Below are 20020 nucleotides of genomic sequence, written 5' to 3' on the forward strand. Positions count from 1 at the left end.
AACGAAACTATGCCAAAACGTACTGACATAAAAAGCATTCTGATTCTTGGTGCAGGACCGATAGTTATCGGTCAGGCCTGTGAGTTTGATTACTCGGGTGCACAGGCATGTAAGGCGCTGCGCGAAGAGGGTTACCGAGTGATTTTGGTCAACTCGAACCCAGCTACAATCATGACCGACCCAGAGATGGCGGATGCGACTTATATCGAGCCGATTCATTGGGAAGTGGTCGAGAAAATTATTGAGCGCGAACGTCCCGATGCGATTTTGCCAACAATGGGTGGCCAGACCGCATTGAACTGCGCGCTTGATCTTGACCGTCATGGTGTCTTAGAACGCTTTAAAGTTGAGATGATCGGTGCTAACGCTGATGCAATCGACAAAGCAGAAAACCGTGATCGCTTTGATAAAGCGATGAAGAAAATCGGTTTAGAAACGCCGAATGCGGAAATGGCACACAGCATGGAAGAGGCGTTTGATGTACTCGAACGTCTAGGCTTCCCTTGTATCATTCGACCCTCTTTCACAATGGGTGGAAGCGGTGGTGGTATCGCTTATAACCGCGAAGAATTTGAAGAAATTTGCCGTCGTGGTCTTGACCTGTCGCCGACTAACGAGCTGCTAATTGATGAGTCGTTGTTGGGATGGAAAGAGTACGAAATGGAAGTGGTACGTGATAAAAGCGATAACTGCATTATCGTTTGTACCATTGAAAACTTCGACCCGATGGGTATTCACACCGGTGACTCGATCACTGTTGCACCTGCGCAGACCTTAACGGATAAAGAATTTCAGTTGATGCGTGATGCGGCGATGGCAGTATTGCGCGAAATTGGCGTAGAAACCGGTGGGTCAAACGTACAGTTTGGTTTAAATCCGGACACTGGGCGTATGGTCATTATTGAAATGAACCCGCGTGTGTCGCGCTCGTCTGCGCTCGCATCAAAAGCGACGGGTTTCCCGATTGCGAAAGTTGCTGCCAAGCTGGCAGTGGGTTACACCTTAGATGAACTTGAAAATGAAATCACTGGCGGTGTGACGCCGGCGTCGTTTGAGCCTGCATTGGACTACGTAGTTACTAAAATTCCACGCTTTAACTTTGAAAAGTTTGCCAACTGTAATGACCGCTTAACGACCCAGATGAAGTCGGTCGGTGAGGTGATGGCGATTGGGCGTAACTTCCAAGAGTCGATGCAAAAGGCGTTGCGCGGCCTTGAGCTTGGCGCTAATGGTTTCGATAGCATGGTCGACTTGGACAGCGATGAAGCACGCGGCAAAGTGATTCGTGAGCTCAAAGAACCTGGCGCCGAGCGAATTTGGTATATTGGCGACGCGTTCCGTCTAGGTATGACCGTACGTGAAGTGTTTGAGCTAACGCGCATCGACGAATGGTATCTGATCCAAATTGAAGAGCTTATTAAGCTTGAAGAAGAGATGGATGCGTTGGGACTCGCGGGGATGAATGAACACGTTATGCGCGCGCTGAAACGCCGAGGTTTCTCGGATGAGCGGATCGCCGATGTGCTTCATGTAAGCCAGTCAGAAGTGCGTAAACGTCGCCATAAATTAGGTATCCACCCAGTTTACAAACGCGTGGACACTTGTGCCGCTGAGTTTGCCTCAAGCACCGCGTACATGTACTCGACCTATGACGAAGAATGCGAGGCCGATGTCTCTGACCGTGATAAAATCATGGTTATCGGTGGTGGCCCTAACCGTATCGGCCAAGGTATCGAGTTTGATTATTGCTGTGTTCATGCAGCATTGGCATTACGCGAAGATGGTTACGAGACCATTATGGTTAACTGTAACCCAGAAACTGTATCAACCGATTACGACACATCTGATCGTCTGTATTTCGAACCGATCACTTTGGAAGATGTACTCGAAATCGTGCGTATCGAACAGCCTAAGGGCGTTATTGTGCAGTATGGCGGTCAGACACCGCTGAAACTTGCACGCGCACTTGAAGCCAATGGTGTGCCTATTATTGGTACTTCGCCTGATGCGATTGACCGTTCGGAGGACCGCGAGCGTTTCCAAGCAGCGGTTAACCGCCTGAAACTGAAGCAACCTGAGAACTCAACGGTAACAGGGATTTCAGAGGCACTGACCGAAGCGAAACGCATTGGCTATCCGTTGGTCGTTCGTCCGTCGTATGTACTCGGTGGTCGTGCCATGGAAATCGTTTATGATGAGCAAGACTTAACACGTTATTTGACCGATGCTGTGAAAGTATCCAACGATGCGCCGGTATTGCTCGACCGTTTCTTAGACAACGCGATTGAGGTTGACGTCGATGCGATTTGTGACGGCGAAGACGTATTGATTGGCGGCATTATGCAGCATATCGAGGAAGCGGGTGTTCACTCAGGTGACTCGGCATGTTCGCTGCCTCCGTACTCACTCAGTGACATCATCCAGGCTCAATTGCGCGAGCAGATCCGAAAATTAGCGTTCGAGTTGAACGTTAAGGGACTGATGAATGCTCAGTTTGCGGTCAAAGACGACGAAATTTACCTTATCGAGGTGAACCCTCGTGCAGCACGTACCGTACCTTTTGTTTCGAAGGCGACAGGTGTCCCTCTTGCAAAAGTAGCCGCGCGCGTGATGGTGGGTCAATCGTTAAAAGAGCAAGGCTACACCAGCGAAGTGATTCCACCTTACTACTCAGTGAAAGAGGTCGTAATTCCGTTCGCTAAGTTCCAAGGTGTTGATCCTATCCGTGGTCCAGAGATGCGTTCAACAGGCGAGGTCATGGGCGTCGGTGAGAGCTTTGAAGAAGCTTACGCGAAGGCTAACCTCGGTGCAGGTGCAGCGCTTGCTAAGAAAGGAAAAGCGTTGATTTCTGTACGCGACAGCGATAAGCGTCGTCTGATGGATTTGGCGCGCGGTCTACTGGCGCTTGGGTTTAAATTGGAAGCGACGCGCGGTACTGCTAAAATGTTAGCGGAAGAGGGTATCGACTGTACGGTGGTCAATAAGCTACAAGAAGGTCGTCCGAATATCGTGGATGCGATTAAAAACGGTGAGTATAGCTATATTATTAATACCGTCGAGGGTCGTCAGGCTATCGAAGATTCGGTATATATCCGTCGCGAGGCGTTGTTAAACAAAGTGATTTATACCACGACACTGAATGCGGCATTCGCGACCGTGAAAGCCAATACGGCCGATGACCGCGCACGTGTCAGTTCGGTACAAGAATTACATAAAAGGGTTGCATTAGTATGAACCAGATTCCAATGACGGAACGTGGCGCAGAGCAACTGCGCCAAGAACTTAAAAGGCTGAAGACAGAAGATCGTCCACGTATCGTGGAAGCAATTGCTGACGCTCGTGAGCACGGCGATTTAAAAGAAAACGCTGAGTATCATGCGGCACGTGAGCAACAGGGCTTCTGTGAAGGTCGCATACAAGAAATCGAATCAAAATTATCGAATGCGCAAATCATTGATGTCACTAAAGTCCCTAATAACGGTAAAGTTATTTTTGGCTCAACAGTTACGGTGTACAACACCAAGACTGACGAGGAAGTGACCTATCAAATCGTAGGCGATGACGAGGCCGACATTAAGTCGAATTTGATTTCTGTGAACTCACCGATAGCGCGAGCGCTTATTGGTAAAGAGATCGACGACATCGCTACGGTGACTACACCGAACGGTGAGGTTGAATACGAAGTTGTTGAAGTGAAGTATATATAACTTCTTACGTAGCTTTAAGCGAAAAACCCAGCCTAGTTAGGCTGGGTTTTTTTATGCTTAAGGGTTGCAAAACACTTTGTTTTTTTAGAAAGTATTAAAGCTATGTTAATAATATGTAATGGAGGTTTCATGGAAAGAAACGCTGTATTCGCCCCTAACTATGCATGGGGTGAACCTACAATCAGGGAATTGATGGAACGTCTTAAACCGATTGCTCGCGCGCAGACGATAAAGGGGGTTGTCGAGTGGTTAGGTGTAAGCTATCACGACTATAAAAACTGGCGTTACCGCAAAGTCATCCCCTATAAACTGCTGATCAGAAAACTTATGAATGAGGGGATATCGATTGACTGGCTTCTTGCTCCGGGCGTAAAGCTCTTATATCCAAAGACCACCCCAGAGCTTGCTGAAAACTTGAGTTCACTCACCAGCGAACAAGACTATCGTTTTTATTGGAAAGCCATGCAAATGGTCGAGCCGACATTGAAAAAACATTATCTGGAGAACTCTGAGGCCCATCGTAACGAGCTGCTGAATGTGTATTTTTTAGCGCAAGAAGGTTGGGTCAAGACCGAAGTCGCGATGGGGTGCGTAGCACGGGCAATGAGACGCGTCTCATGCCCTGCTGCGCAAGAACGTGAATATGGTTAGGCTCTAGGCAAACGCATACGCGGCTCTTTGGCTGGGCGGAACAATATTTGTGTTTTACCAATCACTTGAACTTGTTCTGCGCCAGTCTCACGCACGATCGCAGCCATCATTTGTTGACGCAACTCACGCTCTTCCTCTGGCACTTTTACTTTAATCAGTTCATGATCTTCTAACGCTTGTTCGATTTCTGCAACCACGCCCTCAGTTAGCCCGTTGGCGCCTAAAAGTACAACAGGTTTAAGCGGGTGTGCTTCACCTTTTAAAAACTGTTTTTGCTTATTGGTTAACGACATATGATAATAATCCTGTAATTTAAGCTTGAATTATACGTATTGTAACGCCATCTAATGGGTACACGCTAGTTTAATCAGACAGTCTGGATAGTATTAATGGGTAAAAAGCGCAGCGTCAGCAGCCAACGTTGGTTAAAAGAACATTTTGATGATCCTTTTGTGCAAAAGGCACAGAAACGTGGATTGCGTTCACGCGCCGTATTTAAAATAGAAGAAATTCAACAGCGTGATAAATTGATCAAAAAAGGTCAAACCGTTGTCGATTTGGGAGCAGCGCCGGGTGGCTGGTCACAGTATGTGGCAGACTACTTTAATGGTGATGGGCAAATTATCGCTTGTGATATTTTACCGATGGACCCAATCGCTGGTGTCGATTTTCTGCAAGGCGACTTCCGAGAGCAAGCAGTTTTAGAGGCATTATTGAGCCGAATTGGCGGAAAGAACGTAGATGTAGTGTTGTCGGATATGGCACCGAACATGAGCGGTAACGATAACGTCGATCAGCCAAGAGCCATGTATTTAGTGGAACTGGCGCTTGATATGTGTCATCAAGTATTGAAACCTGGCGGCAGTTTTGCGGTCAAAGTGTTTCACGGACAAGGTTTTGAAGAGTTTTTGAAGGATGTCAGGGCAGCATTTAAAACTGTGAAGACGCGCAAGCCAAATTCGTCGCGATCGCGTTCGCGCGAAGTATACTTGGTAGCGACAGACTACAAGTTGTAGTACCCTGATATTCAAAGATTGATAATTTAAATACACTAGAGGTAATAGGCTTTGAGCGATATGGCAAAAAATCTCATCTTGTGGCTCGTCATAGCCGTTGTGTTGATGAGCGTTTTTCAGAGCTTTAGCCCTGGCGAAAACGCTGGGTCTCGCATGGCGTATAGCGAGTTTCTAAAGCAAGTGGACAACGGCAATGTGCGACGCGCCGATTTTGGTGAAGATGGTCGCACCATCACGGTGATGACACGAAATGGCCAGTCGTATAAGACAGTCATTCCCACTCAATCTGATCCTAAAATTGTGGACCAGTTAGCGAACAAAAACGTTGAGTTCTCGGGTACGCCACCTGAAGAGCCAAGCATCTTGACGTCTATTTTCATTTCTTGGTTCCCGATGTTGTTGTTGATCGGTGTGTGGATATTCTTCATGCGACAAATGCAAGGCGGCGGTGGTCGTGGCGCAATGTCGTTTGGTAAGAGTAAAGCGCGCTTGATGAGCGAAGACCAGATTAAAACGACGTTCCGTGATGTTGCTGGCTGTGACGAAGCAAAAGAAGAAGTCACTGAGTTGGTTGATTATCTTAAAGACCCATCAAAATTCCAGCGCCTCGGTGGTAAAATCCCGAAAGGTGTATTGATGGTGGGGCCGCCGGGTACAGGTAAAACCTTGTTGGCTAAAGCCATCTCGGGTGAAGCAAAAGTACCTTTCTTTAGCATCTCGGGTTCTGACTTTGTCGAAATGTTCGTCGGTGTGGGTGCCTCGCGCGTCCGTGACATGTTCGAACAAGCGAAAAAATCAGCGCCTTGCATCATCTTTATTGATGAGATTGATGCAGTCGGTCGCCAACGTGGCGCAGGCCTCGGCGGTGGACACGATGAGCGCGAGCAAACATTGAACCAAATGCTGGTTGAAATGGATGGCTTTGAAGGCAACGAAGGTATCATCGTTATTGCGGCGACTAACCGTCCAGACGTGCTTGACCCTGCGTTGTTGCGTCCTGGTCGCTTTGACCGCCAAGTCGTGGTGGGCTTACCTGACGTGCGTGGCCGTGAGCAAATTATCAAAGTGCACATGCGTAAAGTGCCGTTAGGAGACGATGTACGTGCTGACTTAATTGCACGCGGTACACCAGGCTTCTCGGGTGCGGACTTAGCTAACTTAGTTAACGAAGCGGCACTGTTTGCAGCACGCGGTAACAAACGTGTTGTTTCGATGGAAGAATTCGACAAAGCAAAAGACAAGATCATGATGGGCGCAGAACGTCGCTCGATGGTAATGACTGATGATGAGAAAGCGATGACGGCGTACCATGAAGCAGGACACGCTATCGTGGGTCGTTTGGTGCCAGAGCATGATCCGGTTTATAAAGTGTCGATTATTCCACGTGGTCGTGCGTTAGGTGTAACCATGTACTTACCTGAGCAAGACCGTGTCAGTCACTCTAAGCAACACCTAGAGAGCATGATCTCGAGCTTATTTGGTGGTCGTCTAGCTGAGCAGATTATCTACGGTGCCGATAAGGTCACGACCGGTGCATCGAACGATATCGAGCGTGCGACTGAAATTGCCCGCAAGATGGTGACTCAGTGGGGCTTGTCAGAAAAAATGGGGCCATTGTTATACGCTGAAGATGAGAACGAGGTGTTCCTAGGACGCTCGGTGACTCAGCATAAACACATGTCCGATGATACGGCGCGTGCTATCGATCAGGAAGTGAAGTCGTTGATTGACCAGAACTATCAGCGTGCTAAGAAGATCTTAGAAGAAAACATCGATATCTTGCATGCAATGAAAGACGCCTTGGTTAAATATGAAACCATTGACGCCGGTCAGATTGATGACTTGATGAACCGCCGTGATGTGCGTCCACCTAAAGGCTGGGATGACCATAACGGTAACGACAATGGCACGAGTGGAGGCACTGCTGAAAAGGCAGACCAAGAAGAGCGACCGGAGCGTCCAATTAATGTGGATAAACCCGGCGACGCCACGTCGTAACAATTAAACATTGAAAAGCCACCAATTGGGTGGCTTTTTTTTGTCAGTAGCTTGAGTAACAAGGATGCGAGGAATAAACCATGGGTAAGCTTGCTCGTCCGCTGAGCGTAATGGGAATTTTAAACATTACTCCTGATTCATTCAGCGATGGAGGACAGTATAATAACGTCGATGATGCACTGCGACGTGCTGAAGCGATGATAGAGGCGGGCGCAACGTGGCTCGATATCGGCGGGGAATCGACGCGCCCAGGCGCGGAGGCCGTCGCTGAAGCTGAAGAGCTTGACCGAGTGATACCTGTATTAAGTGCGATTAAACAACGATTAAAAGTTCATGTTTCGGTCGACACAACCAAACCGGCCGTGATGCGTGCAGCAGTCGATGCAGGCGTAGACATGATTAATGATGTTAACGCATTGCGCGCGCCCGGTGCGATTGAAGCCGTGGCAGACAGCGATGTCGATGTGTGCTTAATGCACATGCAAGGAGAGCCTCGCACCATGCAGCATGATCCGCGCTATGAAGATGTGGTGTGCGAAGTGAAAACCTTTTTAGAGGATCGCATTCAGCAATGTGCACGTGGTGGTATTGAGCAGTCACGAATTTGGCTTGATCCAGGTTTTGGGTTTGGTAAGTCACAACGTCACAATTATCAAATGTTGCAGCGACTACAAGCGTTCCACGAGCTGCGCTGCCCGCTATTAATCGGTGTCTCGCGCAAATCAATGATAGGGCATGTTACCGGCAAATCTGTTGATGAACGCTTGTCAGGAAGCATCGCAGCGGCCACAATAGCCGCCTATAAGGGTGCGCGCATGATTCGTGTGCATGATGTGGCAGAAACAGTCGATGCGATGCGTATCGTATCAGCAACGCTGGAAGGAGATTTTTTGTGACAGAAAGGAAATACTTCGGTACCGACGGTGTACGTGGCTTAGTCGGAGAGTATCCCATTACTCCCGAGTTTGCAGTCAAACTTGGATGGGCGGCAGGTAAAGTGTTGGCTGCTAAGGGTACACGCAAGGTTCTCGTGGGTAAGGATACCCGGATTAGTGGTTATATGCTTGAGTCTGCGCTTGAGGCGGGATTGTCGGCGGCGGGGGTCAATGTCGACTTCCTAGGACCGATGCCGACACCGGGTATTGCCTATTTAACGCGCACGTTCCGTGCGGCCGCTGGTATTGTCATTAGTGCTTCACATAATCCTTATTACGATAATGGCATCAAATTTTTTGCGGACAACGGACATAAGTTGCCGGACCATGTTGAACTCGAAATCGAGCGTTTAATTGATGAGCCAATGGATTGTGTGGCGTCCGAACATTTAGGTCGTGCTAATCGGATTAACGATGCCGCTGGCCGGTACATTGAATTCTGTAAAAGTGTATTCCCGAGCCATTTATCACTCACGGGCATGCATATCGTGGTTGATTGTGCTCATGGCGCAACTTACCACATTGCGCCGAATGTATTCCGTGAACTGGGTGCGAAAGTTACTGAAGTAGGTACACGTCCCGATGGTCTTAACATCAATGAAGGCTGTGGTGCGACCCATTTAGATGCGTTGCAGCAAGAAGTACTAAAACAAAAGGCGGATGTCGGTATTGCGCTAGATGGTGACGGTGACCGCATTATGATGGTGAGTGATAGAGGGCGTATCCTTGATGGCGACGAGATTCTGTATATATTGATGACCAATGCGTTGCGCAGTGGCACGTTAAAGGGCGGCGTAGTCGGTACGTTAATGAGTAACTTTGCCTTAGAGCAAGCCTGTGAATCACTTGATATTCCGTTTATTCGCGCCAAGGTTGGTGATCGTTACGTCATTGAGCAGTTAAAAGAAAACGATTGGGCACTCGGTGGTGAGAGCTCAGGGCACATCATCAATCGTAATTACCACACCACCGGTGACGGTATCTTAGCGGGTTTACAGGTACTCGCTGCAATGATGGCCGAAGAGCGTGATATTGAGTCATTACTCGATGGCTTTAAAAAGCTACCGCAAACGCTAGTGAACGTTCGTTACACGCCTGGCGCAGATCCGTTAGAAACTGAGCAAGTGAAAGCCGTCGTGGCAGAAGTTGAAACTGCGCTCGCGGGTCAAGGTCGTGTTTTGCTGCGTAAGTCGGGAACCGAACCGGTCATTCGTGTTATGGTCGAAGGTGCCGACAAACGTATTGTTAAGACCTTTGCACAGCAGATTGCTAACGAAGTCGAGTCGGCTACAAATTAGGCAGTCAGTGCGCGGGAATGAAATTGGTGCTTGTAACTTTGGTTTGCATCAGCTAATATTCCCGCGCCTTAAAGAGAGGAGCTCAAATGTCTAACGCATCACTGGTTATTGCCAATTGGAAGATGAACGGTAACCGAGCACTTACTCGTGAAATGAGTGAGATCCTGCGTGACAATCAAGCCGACTTTAAAGGTGTTAAAGTAGTCGTGTGTCCACCTTATACGCTACTTGCCGATATGGCGGGGCACATTTACTACGATGAAATAGCATTGGGTGCACAGAACGTGAGTCAGCATGAAAATGGTGCTCACACGGGTGAGATCTCCGTTGCAATGCTGCAAGAACTTGGTGTTGAATATATACTGCTCGGTCATTCTGAGCGTCGCGCCGAGCAGCAAGAAAGCAACGACTCGATCGCAGCAAAAGCTGCCGCCGTTACCCAAGCTGGATTGACTGCCGTTGTATGCGTAGGTGAGGATAAGTCACAACGCGAAGCAGACAAGACGTGGTCAGTTATCCAAGCTCAGCTAGAGCAGAGTCTAGCCGGCTTAAGTGCTAAGCAAATGGCTCGCGTTGTCGTTGCCTATGAGCCTATATGGGCGATTGGTACAGGCGAGACAGCTTCGCCAGCGCAAGCGCAAGAAGTACATGCAAAAATTCGTGGTTGGTTAGTTGAGAACTACCAACAAGTTGGAGCGCGAGTTCCACTATTATACGGTGGTTCGGTGAAAGCAAATAATGCTGAATCATTGTTTTCAGAAGCAGATATAGATGGCGGTTTGATTGGTGGCGCTAGCCTTAAAGGCGAAGAGTTTAGCGCAATCTGTCGAGCAGCCAAGGGATAGAGTTTATGTTTGAAGTATTAATGGTGATGTTTCTCATTGTAGCCATTGTTCTTGTTGGCTTCATCATGATACAGCAGGGTAAAGGCGCAGATATGGGCGCTTCATTTGGCTCAGGTGCATCAAACACAGTGTTTGGTTCATCAGGTTCAGGTAACTTTTTGAGCCGTACTACTGCTATTTTGGCTGTTATCTTTTTTATCTTGGCTCTTGTCTTAGGTAATTTGTCGACGGCTACGTCAGATACAGCTGAAGACTTTTCTGACTTGAGCGCGCCAGAGCAGCAAACGCCTCCGGTTGAAGAGCAAGAAGGTCAGCAGGTACCGCCAACTAACTAATGAGTAGTTAGCGGGCAAACGATTTACGCGGATGTGGTGGAATTGGTAGACACGCTATCTTGAGGGGGTAGTGCTTTCGGGCGTGCGGGTTCAAGTCCCGCCATCCGCACCAATAATAATCGCGCTCAACGCTTGAAATGAGCGCAGAAATCCCTATAATATCAAGCAAGTTTCGGACGCGGGGTGGAGCAGTCTGGTAGCTCGTCGGGCTCATAACCCGAAGGTCGTAGGTTCAAATCCTGCCCCCGCAACCAGTTTCGAATGCCATAAGTTGGCGTTTGAAATAGACAAAGGGTCCAGTGTTTAAAAAGCCCCGCAGAAGCTCGGGGCTTTTTGCTATGTGGCCTTAACTATCTTAAGGATAGTCACAACACTGGGCGCTCGCGCCCTTTTTTTGTTTTAGGAGGCAATTTGGCACGTATAGAAGAACGTTTATCGGACATGCTTCGCCCGGCTGTAGAGGCCTTGGGATTTGAGTTATGGGGCGTCGAATTTGTCCGTGCGGGCAAGTTTTCAACGTTACGTATCTACATTGACAAAGACGAAGGTATCAGCGTTGATGATTGCGCCGATGTCAGCTATCAAGTGAGTTCGGTCCTTGATGTAGAAGATCCGATTAATACGGAATATAACCTGGAAGTATCCTCTCCAGGTATGGAACGTCCGTTCTTCTCGATTGCACAAATGCAGCCATACATTGGCGAAACGGTTGCGTTTGAGCTCACCGTTGCTAAACAAAATAAGCGGAAGTTTCAAGCGGTTCTGGAAGGAATTGAAGATGACCAACTGCAACTGAGCGTTGGTCAAGAGTCGTTGACGGTGGGCATGCACGAAATCAAGAAAGCCCACTTAGTACCGTCATTTGATTAACGATTTGCGTTGGTGAGGCAGAATCATGAGTAAAGAAATCCTGTTGGTAGCAGAGGCTGTTTCCAACGAGAAAGCAGTACCTCGAGAGAAAATTTTTGAAGCGCTGGAGTCAGCGTTAGCACATGCAACCAAGAAAAAGTATGACGGTGATATTGACGTACGCATTGATATCGACCGTGCGACGGGTGAATTTGACACATTCCGTCGCTGGTTAGTAGTCGAAGACACGGACACTGGGTTAGAGCACCCGTTCCGTGAAATCAGTTTATCAGCGGCACAGTATGAAAACCCTGAGTTGCAACTGGGCGATTACGTTGAAGAACAAATTGAGTCAATTCAGTTTGACCGCATCACCACCCAAACGGCTAAGCAAGTGATCGTACAGAAGGTACGTGAAGCTGAGCGTGCGCAGGTAGTGGATGAATATCGCGATCAAGTGGGCGAGTTAGTCACTGGCACAGTGAAACGTGCGAACCGTGAACATGTTATCCTAGACTTAGGTAACAACGCGGAAGCGATTATTTATCGTGAAGAAATGTTGCCGCGCGAATCGGTTCGCCCAGGTGACCGTGTACGTGGTTTGCTTTACGATGTGCGTCCAGAAGCACGTGGTGCGCAATTATTTGTTACGCGCTCTCGTCCTGAATTCTTGATGGAGCTGTTCCGTATTGAGGTGCCAGAGATTGGCGAGGAAATGATAGAGTTGAAAGGCGCAGCCCGCGATCCTGGATCACGTGCTAAAATTGCTGTGAAAAGCAACGACCGCCGCATCGACCCAGTCGGCGCCTGTGTTGGCATGCGTGGCGCACGTGTACAAGCGGTTTCAGGTGAACTCGGCGGTGAGCGTGTTGATATTGTGCTTTGGGATGATAACCCAGCACAGTTCGTGATTAACGCGATGGCACCTGCAGAAGTGGCTTCTATCGTAGTGGATGAAGACGCGCATACGATGGATATCGCGGTTGCAGCCGATAACCTAGCGCAAGCGATTGGTAAAAGTGGGCAAAACGTTCGCTTAGCAAGTCAATTAAGCGGTTGGACACTGAACGTGATGACCGTCGATGACTTCAACGAGAAGAACGAAGCGGAAACCAATCGTTTATTAAACTTATTTATAACCAGTCTCGATATCGACGAAGATTTCGCAGCGGTACTCGTAGACGAAGGTTTCTCTTCACTTGAGGAAGTCGCTTACGTTCCTGTAGCGGAGTTCCTTGAAATCGAAGGGATGGATGAAGATATTGTTGAAGAATTACGTGGACGCGCACGTGCTTATTTAACAACTAAAGCACTGGCTGACGAGGAATCTCTTGAGTCAGCAGAGCCGGACGAATCATTACTTGGGCTTGAAGGAATGGACCGCCACTTGGCGTATGTTCTTGCCAGTCGCGGAGTCACCTCGCTCGAGGAACTCGCGGAGCAAGGAATTGATGACTTAGCCGGAATCGAAGAGCTGGATGAACAGCAAGCTGGCGACTTAATCATGAAAGCCCGCAATATTTGCTGGTTCAGCGAATAACCACGATCAGCGGAGGTACAACAGACTATGGAAGAAGTAACGCTCGAAAAGCTGGCCAAAGATGTCGGTACAACAGTTGATCGTCTGATTCAGCAATTTGCTGAAGCGGGCATTAAAAAAACGCCTGATGATGGCGTGACAGAAGATGAGAAGCAAAAACTATTGGCACATTTGAATAAGCAGCATGGCGGCGGTGGCTCTTCTGAGCCGAGCAAAATGACATTAAAGCGTAAAACCAAAAGTACGCTGAGTGTCGGTGGTGGCCGTGACGCCAAATCAGTACAAGTCGAAGTACGTAAGAAGCGTACATATGTAAAACGTTCAGCTGCTGAAGAGCAAGAACGTGAAGAGCAAGAGCGTCTTGCCGCAGAAAAAGAAGCGGAAGAAGCGAAGCGTCGTGAGGAAGAAGCTAAAGCCAAGGCGGAAGAAGAGAAACGTCAACAGGCTGAAGCAGAGGCGAAAGCTCAAGCGGCTCGCGAAGCAGAAGAAAAAGAGAAAGCGGCTCGTAAAGAGAAAGAAAAAGCGAAACAAAAAGCTGAAGCTGAACGTCGCGCAGCGATGACGCCAGAAGAGCGTGAAGCTGCTGACAAAGCAAAGCAGGAAGCAGACAAGCTACGTATGCAGCAAGAAGAAGAAGCACGCAAGAAAGCCGAGAAAGAGGCTGAGAAGCAAGCTGAGGAAGCACGTCGTTTAGCCGAAGAAAATGCCAAACGTTGGGAAGAAGAAGAGAAAGAGCGTAAGAAAGCGGAACAAGAAGAAGTTCACTTTACCACCTCTTCAACAGCCCAAGAGGCAGAAGACGCGCAAGATTATGACGAAGAGCGCAAGTCGCGTCGTCGTAGCAAAAAACGTCGTCGCAAAGATGAAGAAGCCGATGAGCGTACACCACGTCGTGAAAAACGTCGTAAAGGTGGTCGCCGTGGCTCAAGCTTGCAACAGGGCTTTAATAAGCCAGCACAACCTGTTGAGCGTGAAGTTAAAATTGGTGAGACCATCACCGTAGGCGAACTGGCAAGCCGTATGGCGGTTAAGGCGAGTGAGCTGATCAAAACCATGATGAAGATGGGCGAGATGGTGACGATTAACCAGATTCTCGACCAAGAAACAGCAGCATTAGTGGTTGAAGAGTTAGGTCACAAGCCGGTTGTTGTTAAAGACAACGCGCTTGAGGAAGAGGTGCTATCGGATCGCTCTGAAGGTGGCGAAGAAGAGCCACGCGCGCCGGTTGTTACTGTAATGGGTCACGTTGACCATGGTAAAACCTCACTGCTTGATTACATCCGTAAGGCGAAAGTTGCCTCGGGTGAGGCGGGTGGTATTACCCAGCATATTGGTGCGTATCACGTTGAGACCGACCATGGCATGATCACCTTCTTGGATACTCCAGGTCACGCGGCGTTTACTTCGATGCGTGCACGTGGTGCAGGCGCAACGGACGTAGTTATCCTTGTGGTTGCAGCGGATGATGGTGTGATGCCACAGACCAAAGAGGCTGTACAGCACGCTAAGGCAGCGGGCGTTCCTATCGTGGTCGCTATCAATAAGATGGACAAAGAAGAAGCGGATCCGGACCGTGTTAAAAATGAATTAGCACAACTTGATGTCATCCCTGAAGATTGGGGTGGTGATGTGATGTTCATTCCTGTATCTGCGCACAGCGGTATGGGTATTGACGAACTTCTTGAAGGTATCTTACTACAATCAGAAGTACTCGACTTGAAAGCCGAAAAAACAGGTATGGCGTCGGGTATTGTTGTCGAGTCACGTCTCGACCGTGGTCGTGGTCCGGTTGCTACGGTATTGGTACAGCGCGGCTTATTGCGCCAAGGTGATATCGTATTGTGTGGTCTTGAGTATGGTCGTATTCGTGCAATGCGCGATGAGACAGGTAAAGAGATCAAGGAAGCGGGTCCTTCGATTCCTGTAGAGATTCTCGGTTTGTCTGGTGTCCCACAAGCGGGTGATGAAGCAACGGTTGTTAAGGACGAGCGTAAAGCACGTGAAGTTGCTAACTACCGTCAGGGCAAATACCGTGAAGTGAAGCTAGCGAAACAGCAAAAAGCGAAACTCGAGAACATGTTTGCGAACATGGCCGAAGGCGATGTGTCTGAACTCAATATCGTATTGAAGTCAGACGTACAAGGCTCGTTGGAAGCTATCTCGGATGCGTTAGTGAAATTATCGACGGATGAAGTGAAAGTAAACATCATCGGTAGCGGTGTTGGTGGTATCACTGAAACCGATATCTCACTGGCAAGCGCATCGAACGCTATCGTTGTTGGCTTTAACGTACGTGCGGAAGCGGCTGCGAAGAAACTGGTCGAGCAAGAAAATGTAGACTTACGTTATTACAGCGTTATCTATGACTTGATCGACGAAGTTAAGCAGGCGATGACGGGTATGTTACGCCCAGAATTCAAGCAGCAGATTATCGGTCTCGCTGAAGTCCGTGATGTATTCAAATCGCCTAAACTGGGTGCGATTGCGGGCTGTATGGTGACTGAAGGTATCGTTAAGCGTTCAGCGCCTATCCGTGTACTGCGTGACAACGTGGTTATCTATGAAGGTGAGCTTGAGTCATTACGCCGCTTTAAAGATGACGTGCAAGACGTCCGTAACGGCATGGAATGTGGTATCGGTGTTAAGAACTACAACGATGTCAAAGAGGGCGACCAAATCGAGGTGTTCGAAACGGTACAGGTTGAACGTACACTGTAAACCTCAATGGTTTGTTTTCGATTATGATAAAACCGCGGGCGTCCTGTCCGCGGTTTCAGTTTGGAAGGGTTATGGCACAAGAATTTAGTCGTACAGAGCGTGTTCGCCATCAGTTGCAACGCGAAATCGCGATGATTTTACAACGTGAGATGAAAGATCCACGCGTGAGTATGGTAACCGTATCAGACGTCGAAGTTTCACGAGACTTGGCGTATGCAAAAGTGTTCGTTACCTTTTTGCATGATGACGATGAACAAGTTAAGGGTGGCATTAAAGTATTGAACGAAGCTGCAGGTTTTATTCGCTCATTACTTGGCAAGCGCATTAAAGCGCGCGTAGTACCCGAACTTAAATTTCAACACGATGGCTCGTTAAACGAGGGTATTCGTATGAGCCGCTTGGTGGATGAAGCTCGTAAGCGAGATAAGAACGGATCTGAGGGTGAATAAATGGGTCAGGCACGTCCGCGTAAAGGTCGTCCGATAAACGGCGTACTGTTACTCGATAAGCCCAAAGAAATGACATCTAACCGCGCAATCCAAGTGATTAAGCGGTTATATGAAGCGCAAAAAGTCGGTCATACGGGTGCACTTGATCCATTGGCTACGGGGTTGTTACCTGTCTGCTTAGGCGAGGCAACTAAGTTCTCGCAGTATTTATTGGATGCCGATAAAGCGTATCGGGTTGAAGCACAACTGGGCGTTCGTACCAGCACCAGTGATGCCGAAGGTGAGGTGGTTGAACAAAACCCGGTGCAGGTTTCCGATGCGCAGTTGGATGATATCATCGAACAGTTTATTGGCGAACAAGCCCAGACACCGTCTATCTATTCAGCGCTGAAGTATGAAGGTAAGCCTCTCTATTATTACGCACGGCGGGGCATTGAAGTGCCGCGTAAGACGCGCACTATTAGTATCCGTGGAATTGAACTGCTGCGTCGTGATGGCGATTTTATTACCTTACAAGTCGCCTGTTCGAAAGGGACTTATATTCGTACGCTCGTCGATGACATGGGTCAAGCCCTCGGTTGCGGCGCCCACGTGCGCGATTTGCATCGCACCCACGTAGCCAATTTAACCGATGATCAACAGTGGTCACTTGATGCACTCGAAGCGTTGTCGGATGAGCAACGATTAGCGTGCCTTCACCCCGTTGATACGTTACTCAATGCTTTGCCCACTCAGGCGATTAGTCAGTCTGAGGCGCGTGATGTGATGCACGGGCAACCCGTATTTAACCGTACACTGGATACCATGGCAGTGGGCGATGAATGCCGTTTGTGTGCTGAAAGTAACGACGGTGAAACGGTGTTTGTAGGCGTTGTAGCGCTACGTAAAGACGGCAAGCTGTGGCCCAAGCGCGTGCTCGCGCTGGATTATTGCGGGTTTCAGTTGTCCGATTTGAAATAGTCATTGAAATATTCGCTGAGCGCCTTATAATACGCGCTCTCTCCGCTGCTGAATTAGTGATCGGAAGCGGATCATTTAAAACTTAAGGAGTTATTATGTCACTAACTGTTGAGCAAAAAGCAGAAATCGTAAAAGAATTTGGTCAAGGCGAGAACGATACCGGTTCTCCAGAAGTGCAAATCGCTTTGTTGACTAAAAACTTGGCGGAATTGCAAGGTCACTTTAAAGCGCACAAGAAAGATCACCACTCACGTCGTGGTTTGTTGCGTATGGTAAGTCAGCGTCGTAAATTGCTAGACTACCTGAAGAAGAAAGACCAAAGCCGTTACGTAGCGGTTGTAGAAAAGCTTGGCATCCGTCGTTAAGTTAAAAGATTTCGAAAAAAGGGCCCATCAGGGCCCTTTTTTTATGCTTATTTTTTGTTAAGGGGTCTTAATTCTGTCATCTATGCCTTATACTATGTGGCGATTGAAAATAGATAGAAAACGAACACCAATCCGGGTGTTCACATTCAGTTAGGTAAAGGAAAGCAAAACGTGAATCCAATAACTAAACAATTTCAGTATGGTCAACACACAGTTACATTGGAAACTGGCGTTGTAGCCCGTCAAGCGACTGCGGCTGTTATGGCCAGCATGGACGATACAACCGTACTTGTCACAGTAGTAGCGAAGAAAGAAGCGCGTGAAGGACAAGACTTTTTCCCGCTGACGGTTAACTACCAAGAAAAAACCTACGCAGCAGGTAAAATTCCAGGCGGTTTCTTTAAGCGTGAAGGCCGTCCAAGCGAAAACGAAACATTGACATCACGTCTTATCGATCGCCCGATTCGTCCATTGTTCCCTGAAGGGTTCATGAACGAAGTACAAGTGGTCGCTACCGTTGTTTCGGTAAACCCACAAGTTAATCCAGATCTCGTGGCAATGATTGGTACCTCGGCAGCGCTAGCAATTTCTGGCGTGCCATTTAATGGTCCAATTGGTGCTGCTCGCGTTGGTGTAATCAACGACGAATATGTACTTAACCCGACTCAAGATGAGCTTGCTGAATCACGCCTAGACCTCATGGTCGCGGGTACTCAACAAGCCGTATTAATGGTTGAGTCAGAAGCAAACCTATTATCAGAAGACACCATGCTAGGTGCGGTTATGTTTGGTCACGAATCGATGCAAGTTGTTGTCGATGCGATCAATGAATTCGCACAAGAAGCAGGTAAAGAAAAGTGGGATTGGCAGGCGCCGCAAAAAGACGCGACTTTGGTCGAAAAAGTGAAGTCACTTGCCGAAGCGGGTATTGGCGAAGCCTATCGCATTACTGACAAAGCAGAACGTTACGGCAAGATCGCTGAAGTTAAACAAGCGATGATCGAGCAACTGATCGCTGAAGATGAAAACGTGGATACCGACGAAGCCGGTAAAATCTTCCACGACGTTGAAAAAGACATCGTACGTAGCCGCATCTTAGCGGGCGAGAAGCGTATTGATGGCCGTGACCCAGATATGGTCCGTGCTATCAGCGTAGCGACCGGCGTATTACCTCGTACTCACGGTTCAGCGTTGTTTACGCGTGGTGAGACTCAGGCGTTGGTGACAGCGACCTTAGGTACTGACCGTGACGCGCAAATGATTGACGAGTTAACAGGTACCTCGACAAGCCGTTTCTTGTTGCACTATAACTTCCCTCCGTACTGTGTGGGTGAAACCGGTATGGTCGGCGCGCCTAAACGCCGTGAAATTGGTCATGGACGTCTTGCTAAGCGCGGTATCCAAGCGGTTATGCCAAGCCATGAAGAATTCCCGTACACTGTGCGTGTCGTGTCTGAAATCACAGAGTCAAACGGCTCTAGTTCAATGGCATCTGTCTGTGGTTCTTCATTGGCGTTGATGGACGCAGGCGTTCCAATCAAGTCTTCAGTGGCGGGCATCGCAATGGGTCTTGTCAAAGAAGGCGATAAGCATGTTGTCTTGTCAGACATTCTTGGCGACGAAGATCACCTAGGTGATATGGACTTTAAAGTAGCGGGTAACAACGAAGGTATCACTGCGTTGCAGATGGATATCAAAATCGATGGTATTACGCGTGACATCATGGAAAGCGCATTAGGCCAAGCTAAAGCAGCACGCTTACACATCTTGTCTGTGATGGACGAAGCGATTGGCGAGCACCGCGATGAGCTTTCTACTTACGCACCACGCTTCACCACTATCAAAATTGATCAAGACAAGATCAAAGACGTGATTGGTAAAGGCGGCGCAGTCATCCGTGAGTTGACCGAGTCAACGAACACCAATATCGAGATTGGCGATGACGGTACCATTAAAATTGCGGCAAGCGATCAAAATGACGCAGACGCAGCGATTAAGCGTATTAAAGAGCTGACTGCTGAAATCGAAGTAGGTAAAATCTACCAAGGTAAAGTCGCGCGCATCGTAGACTTTGGCGCATTCGTTACTGTATTGCCGGGTAAAGATGGTTTGGTACACATTTCACAAATCGCTGAAGAGCGTGTGAATGACGTTAACGACTATCTGAAAGTTGGCGACACGGTGCCAGTTAAAGTCCTTGAGATTGACCGTCAAGGTCGTGTTCGTCTGAGCATGAAAGAAGCGGCTGAAAAGCCCGCTGAAGCAGGCAGCGAACAAGCCGCTGAGCAAACTGAAGAGAAAAACGAAGACTAATCGTTTATCTTTACTCAGTAACAGCCCTGTTGAGCTAGCTC

17 protein-coding genes and 2 tRNA genes are annotated in these 20020 nt (G+C 48.4%); 18 read left to right on the forward strand and 1 reads right to left on the reverse strand.

The features are described from left to right. Positions 1 to 9 precede the first annotated feature (9 nt). The 3 genes from carB (at position 10) to DFP83_RS00995 (ending at position 4358) form a co-directional block, all read left to right on the forward strand. A complete protein-coding gene (gene carB, locus DFP83_RS00985; protein ID WP_110572279.1) occupies positions 10 to 3234 on the forward strand; it encodes a carbamoyl-phosphate synthase large subunit in 3225 nt (1074 codons plus the stop codon). Continuing rightward, positions 3231 to 3707 (forward strand): transcription elongation factor GreA, encoded by a 477-nt coding sequence (greA, locus tag DFP83_RS00990; protein WP_006955159.1) that lies wholly within the window; start codon positions 3231 to 3233, stop codon positions 3705 to 3707. Before carB ends, greA begins: the two co-directional genes overlap by 4 nt. 129 nt (positions 3708 to 3836) lie before the next feature. Beyond that, on the forward strand, positions 3837 to 4358 hold the full coding sequence (locus tag DFP83_RS00995; RefSeq protein WP_110572281.1) for a helix-turn-helix domain-containing protein: 522 nt from the start codon (positions 3837 to 3839) through the stop codon (positions 4356 to 4358). On the opposite strand, the gene yhbY is transcribed toward DFP83_RS00995, so the two are convergent. Next, positions 4355 to 4651 carry a ribosome assembly RNA-binding protein YhbY gene (gene yhbY, locus DFP83_RS01000; RefSeq protein ID WP_110572284.1) on the reverse strand — a complete coding sequence of 99 codons (297 nt, stop codon included), beginning with the start codon at positions 4649 to 4651 and terminating at the stop codon, positions 4355 to 4357. The genes DFP83_RS00995 and yhbY overlap by 4 nt on opposite strands. A 96-nt stretch (positions 4652 to 4747) precedes the next feature. Here yhbY and rlmE point away from each other — a divergent pair, with 96 nt between their 5' ends. The 15 genes from rlmE (at position 4748) to pnp (ending at position 19979) form a co-directional block, all read left to right on the forward strand. Continuing rightward, entirely contained in the window at positions 4748 to 5374 is a 627-nt protein-coding gene (gene rlmE / locus DFP83_RS01005) for a 23S rRNA (uridine(2552)-2'-O)-methyltransferase RlmE (RefSeq protein ID WP_110572286.1), read from the forward strand. A gap of 51 nt (positions 5375 to 5425) precedes the next feature. Next, positions 5426 to 7372, forward strand: coding sequence for an ATP-dependent zinc metalloprotease FtsH (gene ftsH / locus DFP83_RS01010; RefSeq protein WP_181416343.1), 1947 nt, complete (start codon positions 5426 to 5428; stop codon positions 7370 to 7372). Between the two features lie 80 nt (positions 7373 to 7452). Continuing rightward, a complete protein-coding gene (gene folP / locus DFP83_RS01015) occupies positions 7453 to 8268 on the forward strand; it encodes a dihydropteroate synthase (protein WP_110572291.1) in 816 nt (271 codons plus the stop codon). Then, a complete protein-coding gene (gene glmM, locus DFP83_RS01020) occupies positions 8265 to 9605 on the forward strand; it encodes a phosphoglucosamine mutase (protein ID WP_110572293.1) in 1341 nt (446 codons plus the stop codon). Before folP ends, glmM begins: the two co-directional genes overlap by 4 nt. An 86-nt stretch (positions 9606 to 9691) precedes the next feature. Then, positions 9692 to 10450 carry a triose-phosphate isomerase gene (tpiA, locus tag DFP83_RS01025; RefSeq protein WP_110572295.1) on the forward strand — a complete coding sequence of 253 codons (759 nt, stop codon included), beginning with the start codon at positions 9692 to 9694 and terminating at the stop codon, positions 10448 to 10450. Between the two features lie 5 nt (positions 10451 to 10455). Further along, positions 10456 to 10785, forward strand: coding sequence for a preprotein translocase subunit SecG (gene secG / locus DFP83_RS01030; RefSeq protein WP_110572297.1), 330 nt, complete (start codon positions 10456 to 10458; stop codon positions 10783 to 10785). Positions 10786 to 10812: 27 nt separating this feature from the next. Beyond that, positions 10813 to 10897 (forward strand) — tRNA-Leu (locus DFP83_RS01035). Positions 10898 to 10962: 65 nt separating this feature from the next. Then, a tRNA-Met gene (locus tag DFP83_RS01040) sits at positions 10963 to 11039 on the forward strand. A gap of 187 nt (positions 11040 to 11226) precedes the next feature. After that, a complete protein-coding gene (gene rimP / locus DFP83_RS01045; protein ID WP_420843778.1) occupies positions 11227 to 11655 on the forward strand; it encodes a ribosome maturation factor RimP in 429 nt (142 codons plus the stop codon). Positions 11656 to 11680: 25 nt separating this feature from the next. Beyond that, positions 11681 to 13174: a transcription termination factor NusA gene (nusA, locus tag DFP83_RS01050; RefSeq protein WP_110572301.1), complete on the forward strand. Its 1494-nt coding sequence runs from the start codon at positions 11681 to 11683 to the stop codon at positions 13172 to 13174. A gap of 27 nt (positions 13175 to 13201) precedes the next feature. Then, complete coding sequence (gene infB / locus DFP83_RS01055) at positions 13202 to 15892, forward strand: translation initiation factor IF-2 (protein WP_110572303.1); 2691 nt, start codon at positions 13202 to 13204, stop codon at positions 15890 to 15892. Between the two features lie 71 nt (positions 15893 to 15963). Continuing rightward, the gene (rbfA, locus tag DFP83_RS01060; protein WP_110572305.1) at positions 15964 to 16341 is read left to right on the forward strand and encodes a 30S ribosome-binding factor RbfA; all 378 of its coding nucleotides are present in this window, start codon (positions 15964 to 15966) and stop codon (positions 16339 to 16341) included. Then, positions 16342 to 17301 (forward strand): tRNA pseudouridine(55) synthase TruB, encoded by a 960-nt coding sequence (gene truB / locus DFP83_RS01065; protein WP_110572307.1) that lies wholly within the window; start codon positions 16342 to 16344, stop codon positions 17299 to 17301. A gap of 95 nt (positions 17302 to 17396) precedes the next feature. Beyond that, entirely contained in the window at positions 17397 to 17666 is a 270-nt protein-coding gene (gene rpsO, locus DFP83_RS01070) for a 30S ribosomal protein S15 (protein ID WP_006955194.1), read from the forward strand. Positions 17667 to 17837: 171 nt separating this feature from the next. After that, the gene (gene pnp / locus DFP83_RS01075; protein ID WP_110572309.1) at positions 17838 to 19979 is read left to right on the forward strand and encodes a polyribonucleotide nucleotidyltransferase; all 2142 of its coding nucleotides are present in this window, start codon (positions 17838 to 17840) and stop codon (positions 19977 to 19979) included. Positions 19980 to 20020: the final 41 nt, after the last annotated feature.

The organism is Idiomarina fontislapidosi, assembly GCF_003226255.1.
Lineage (GTDB): Bacteria > Pseudomonadota > Gammaproteobacteria > Enterobacterales > Alteromonadaceae > Idiomarina > Idiomarina fontislapidosi.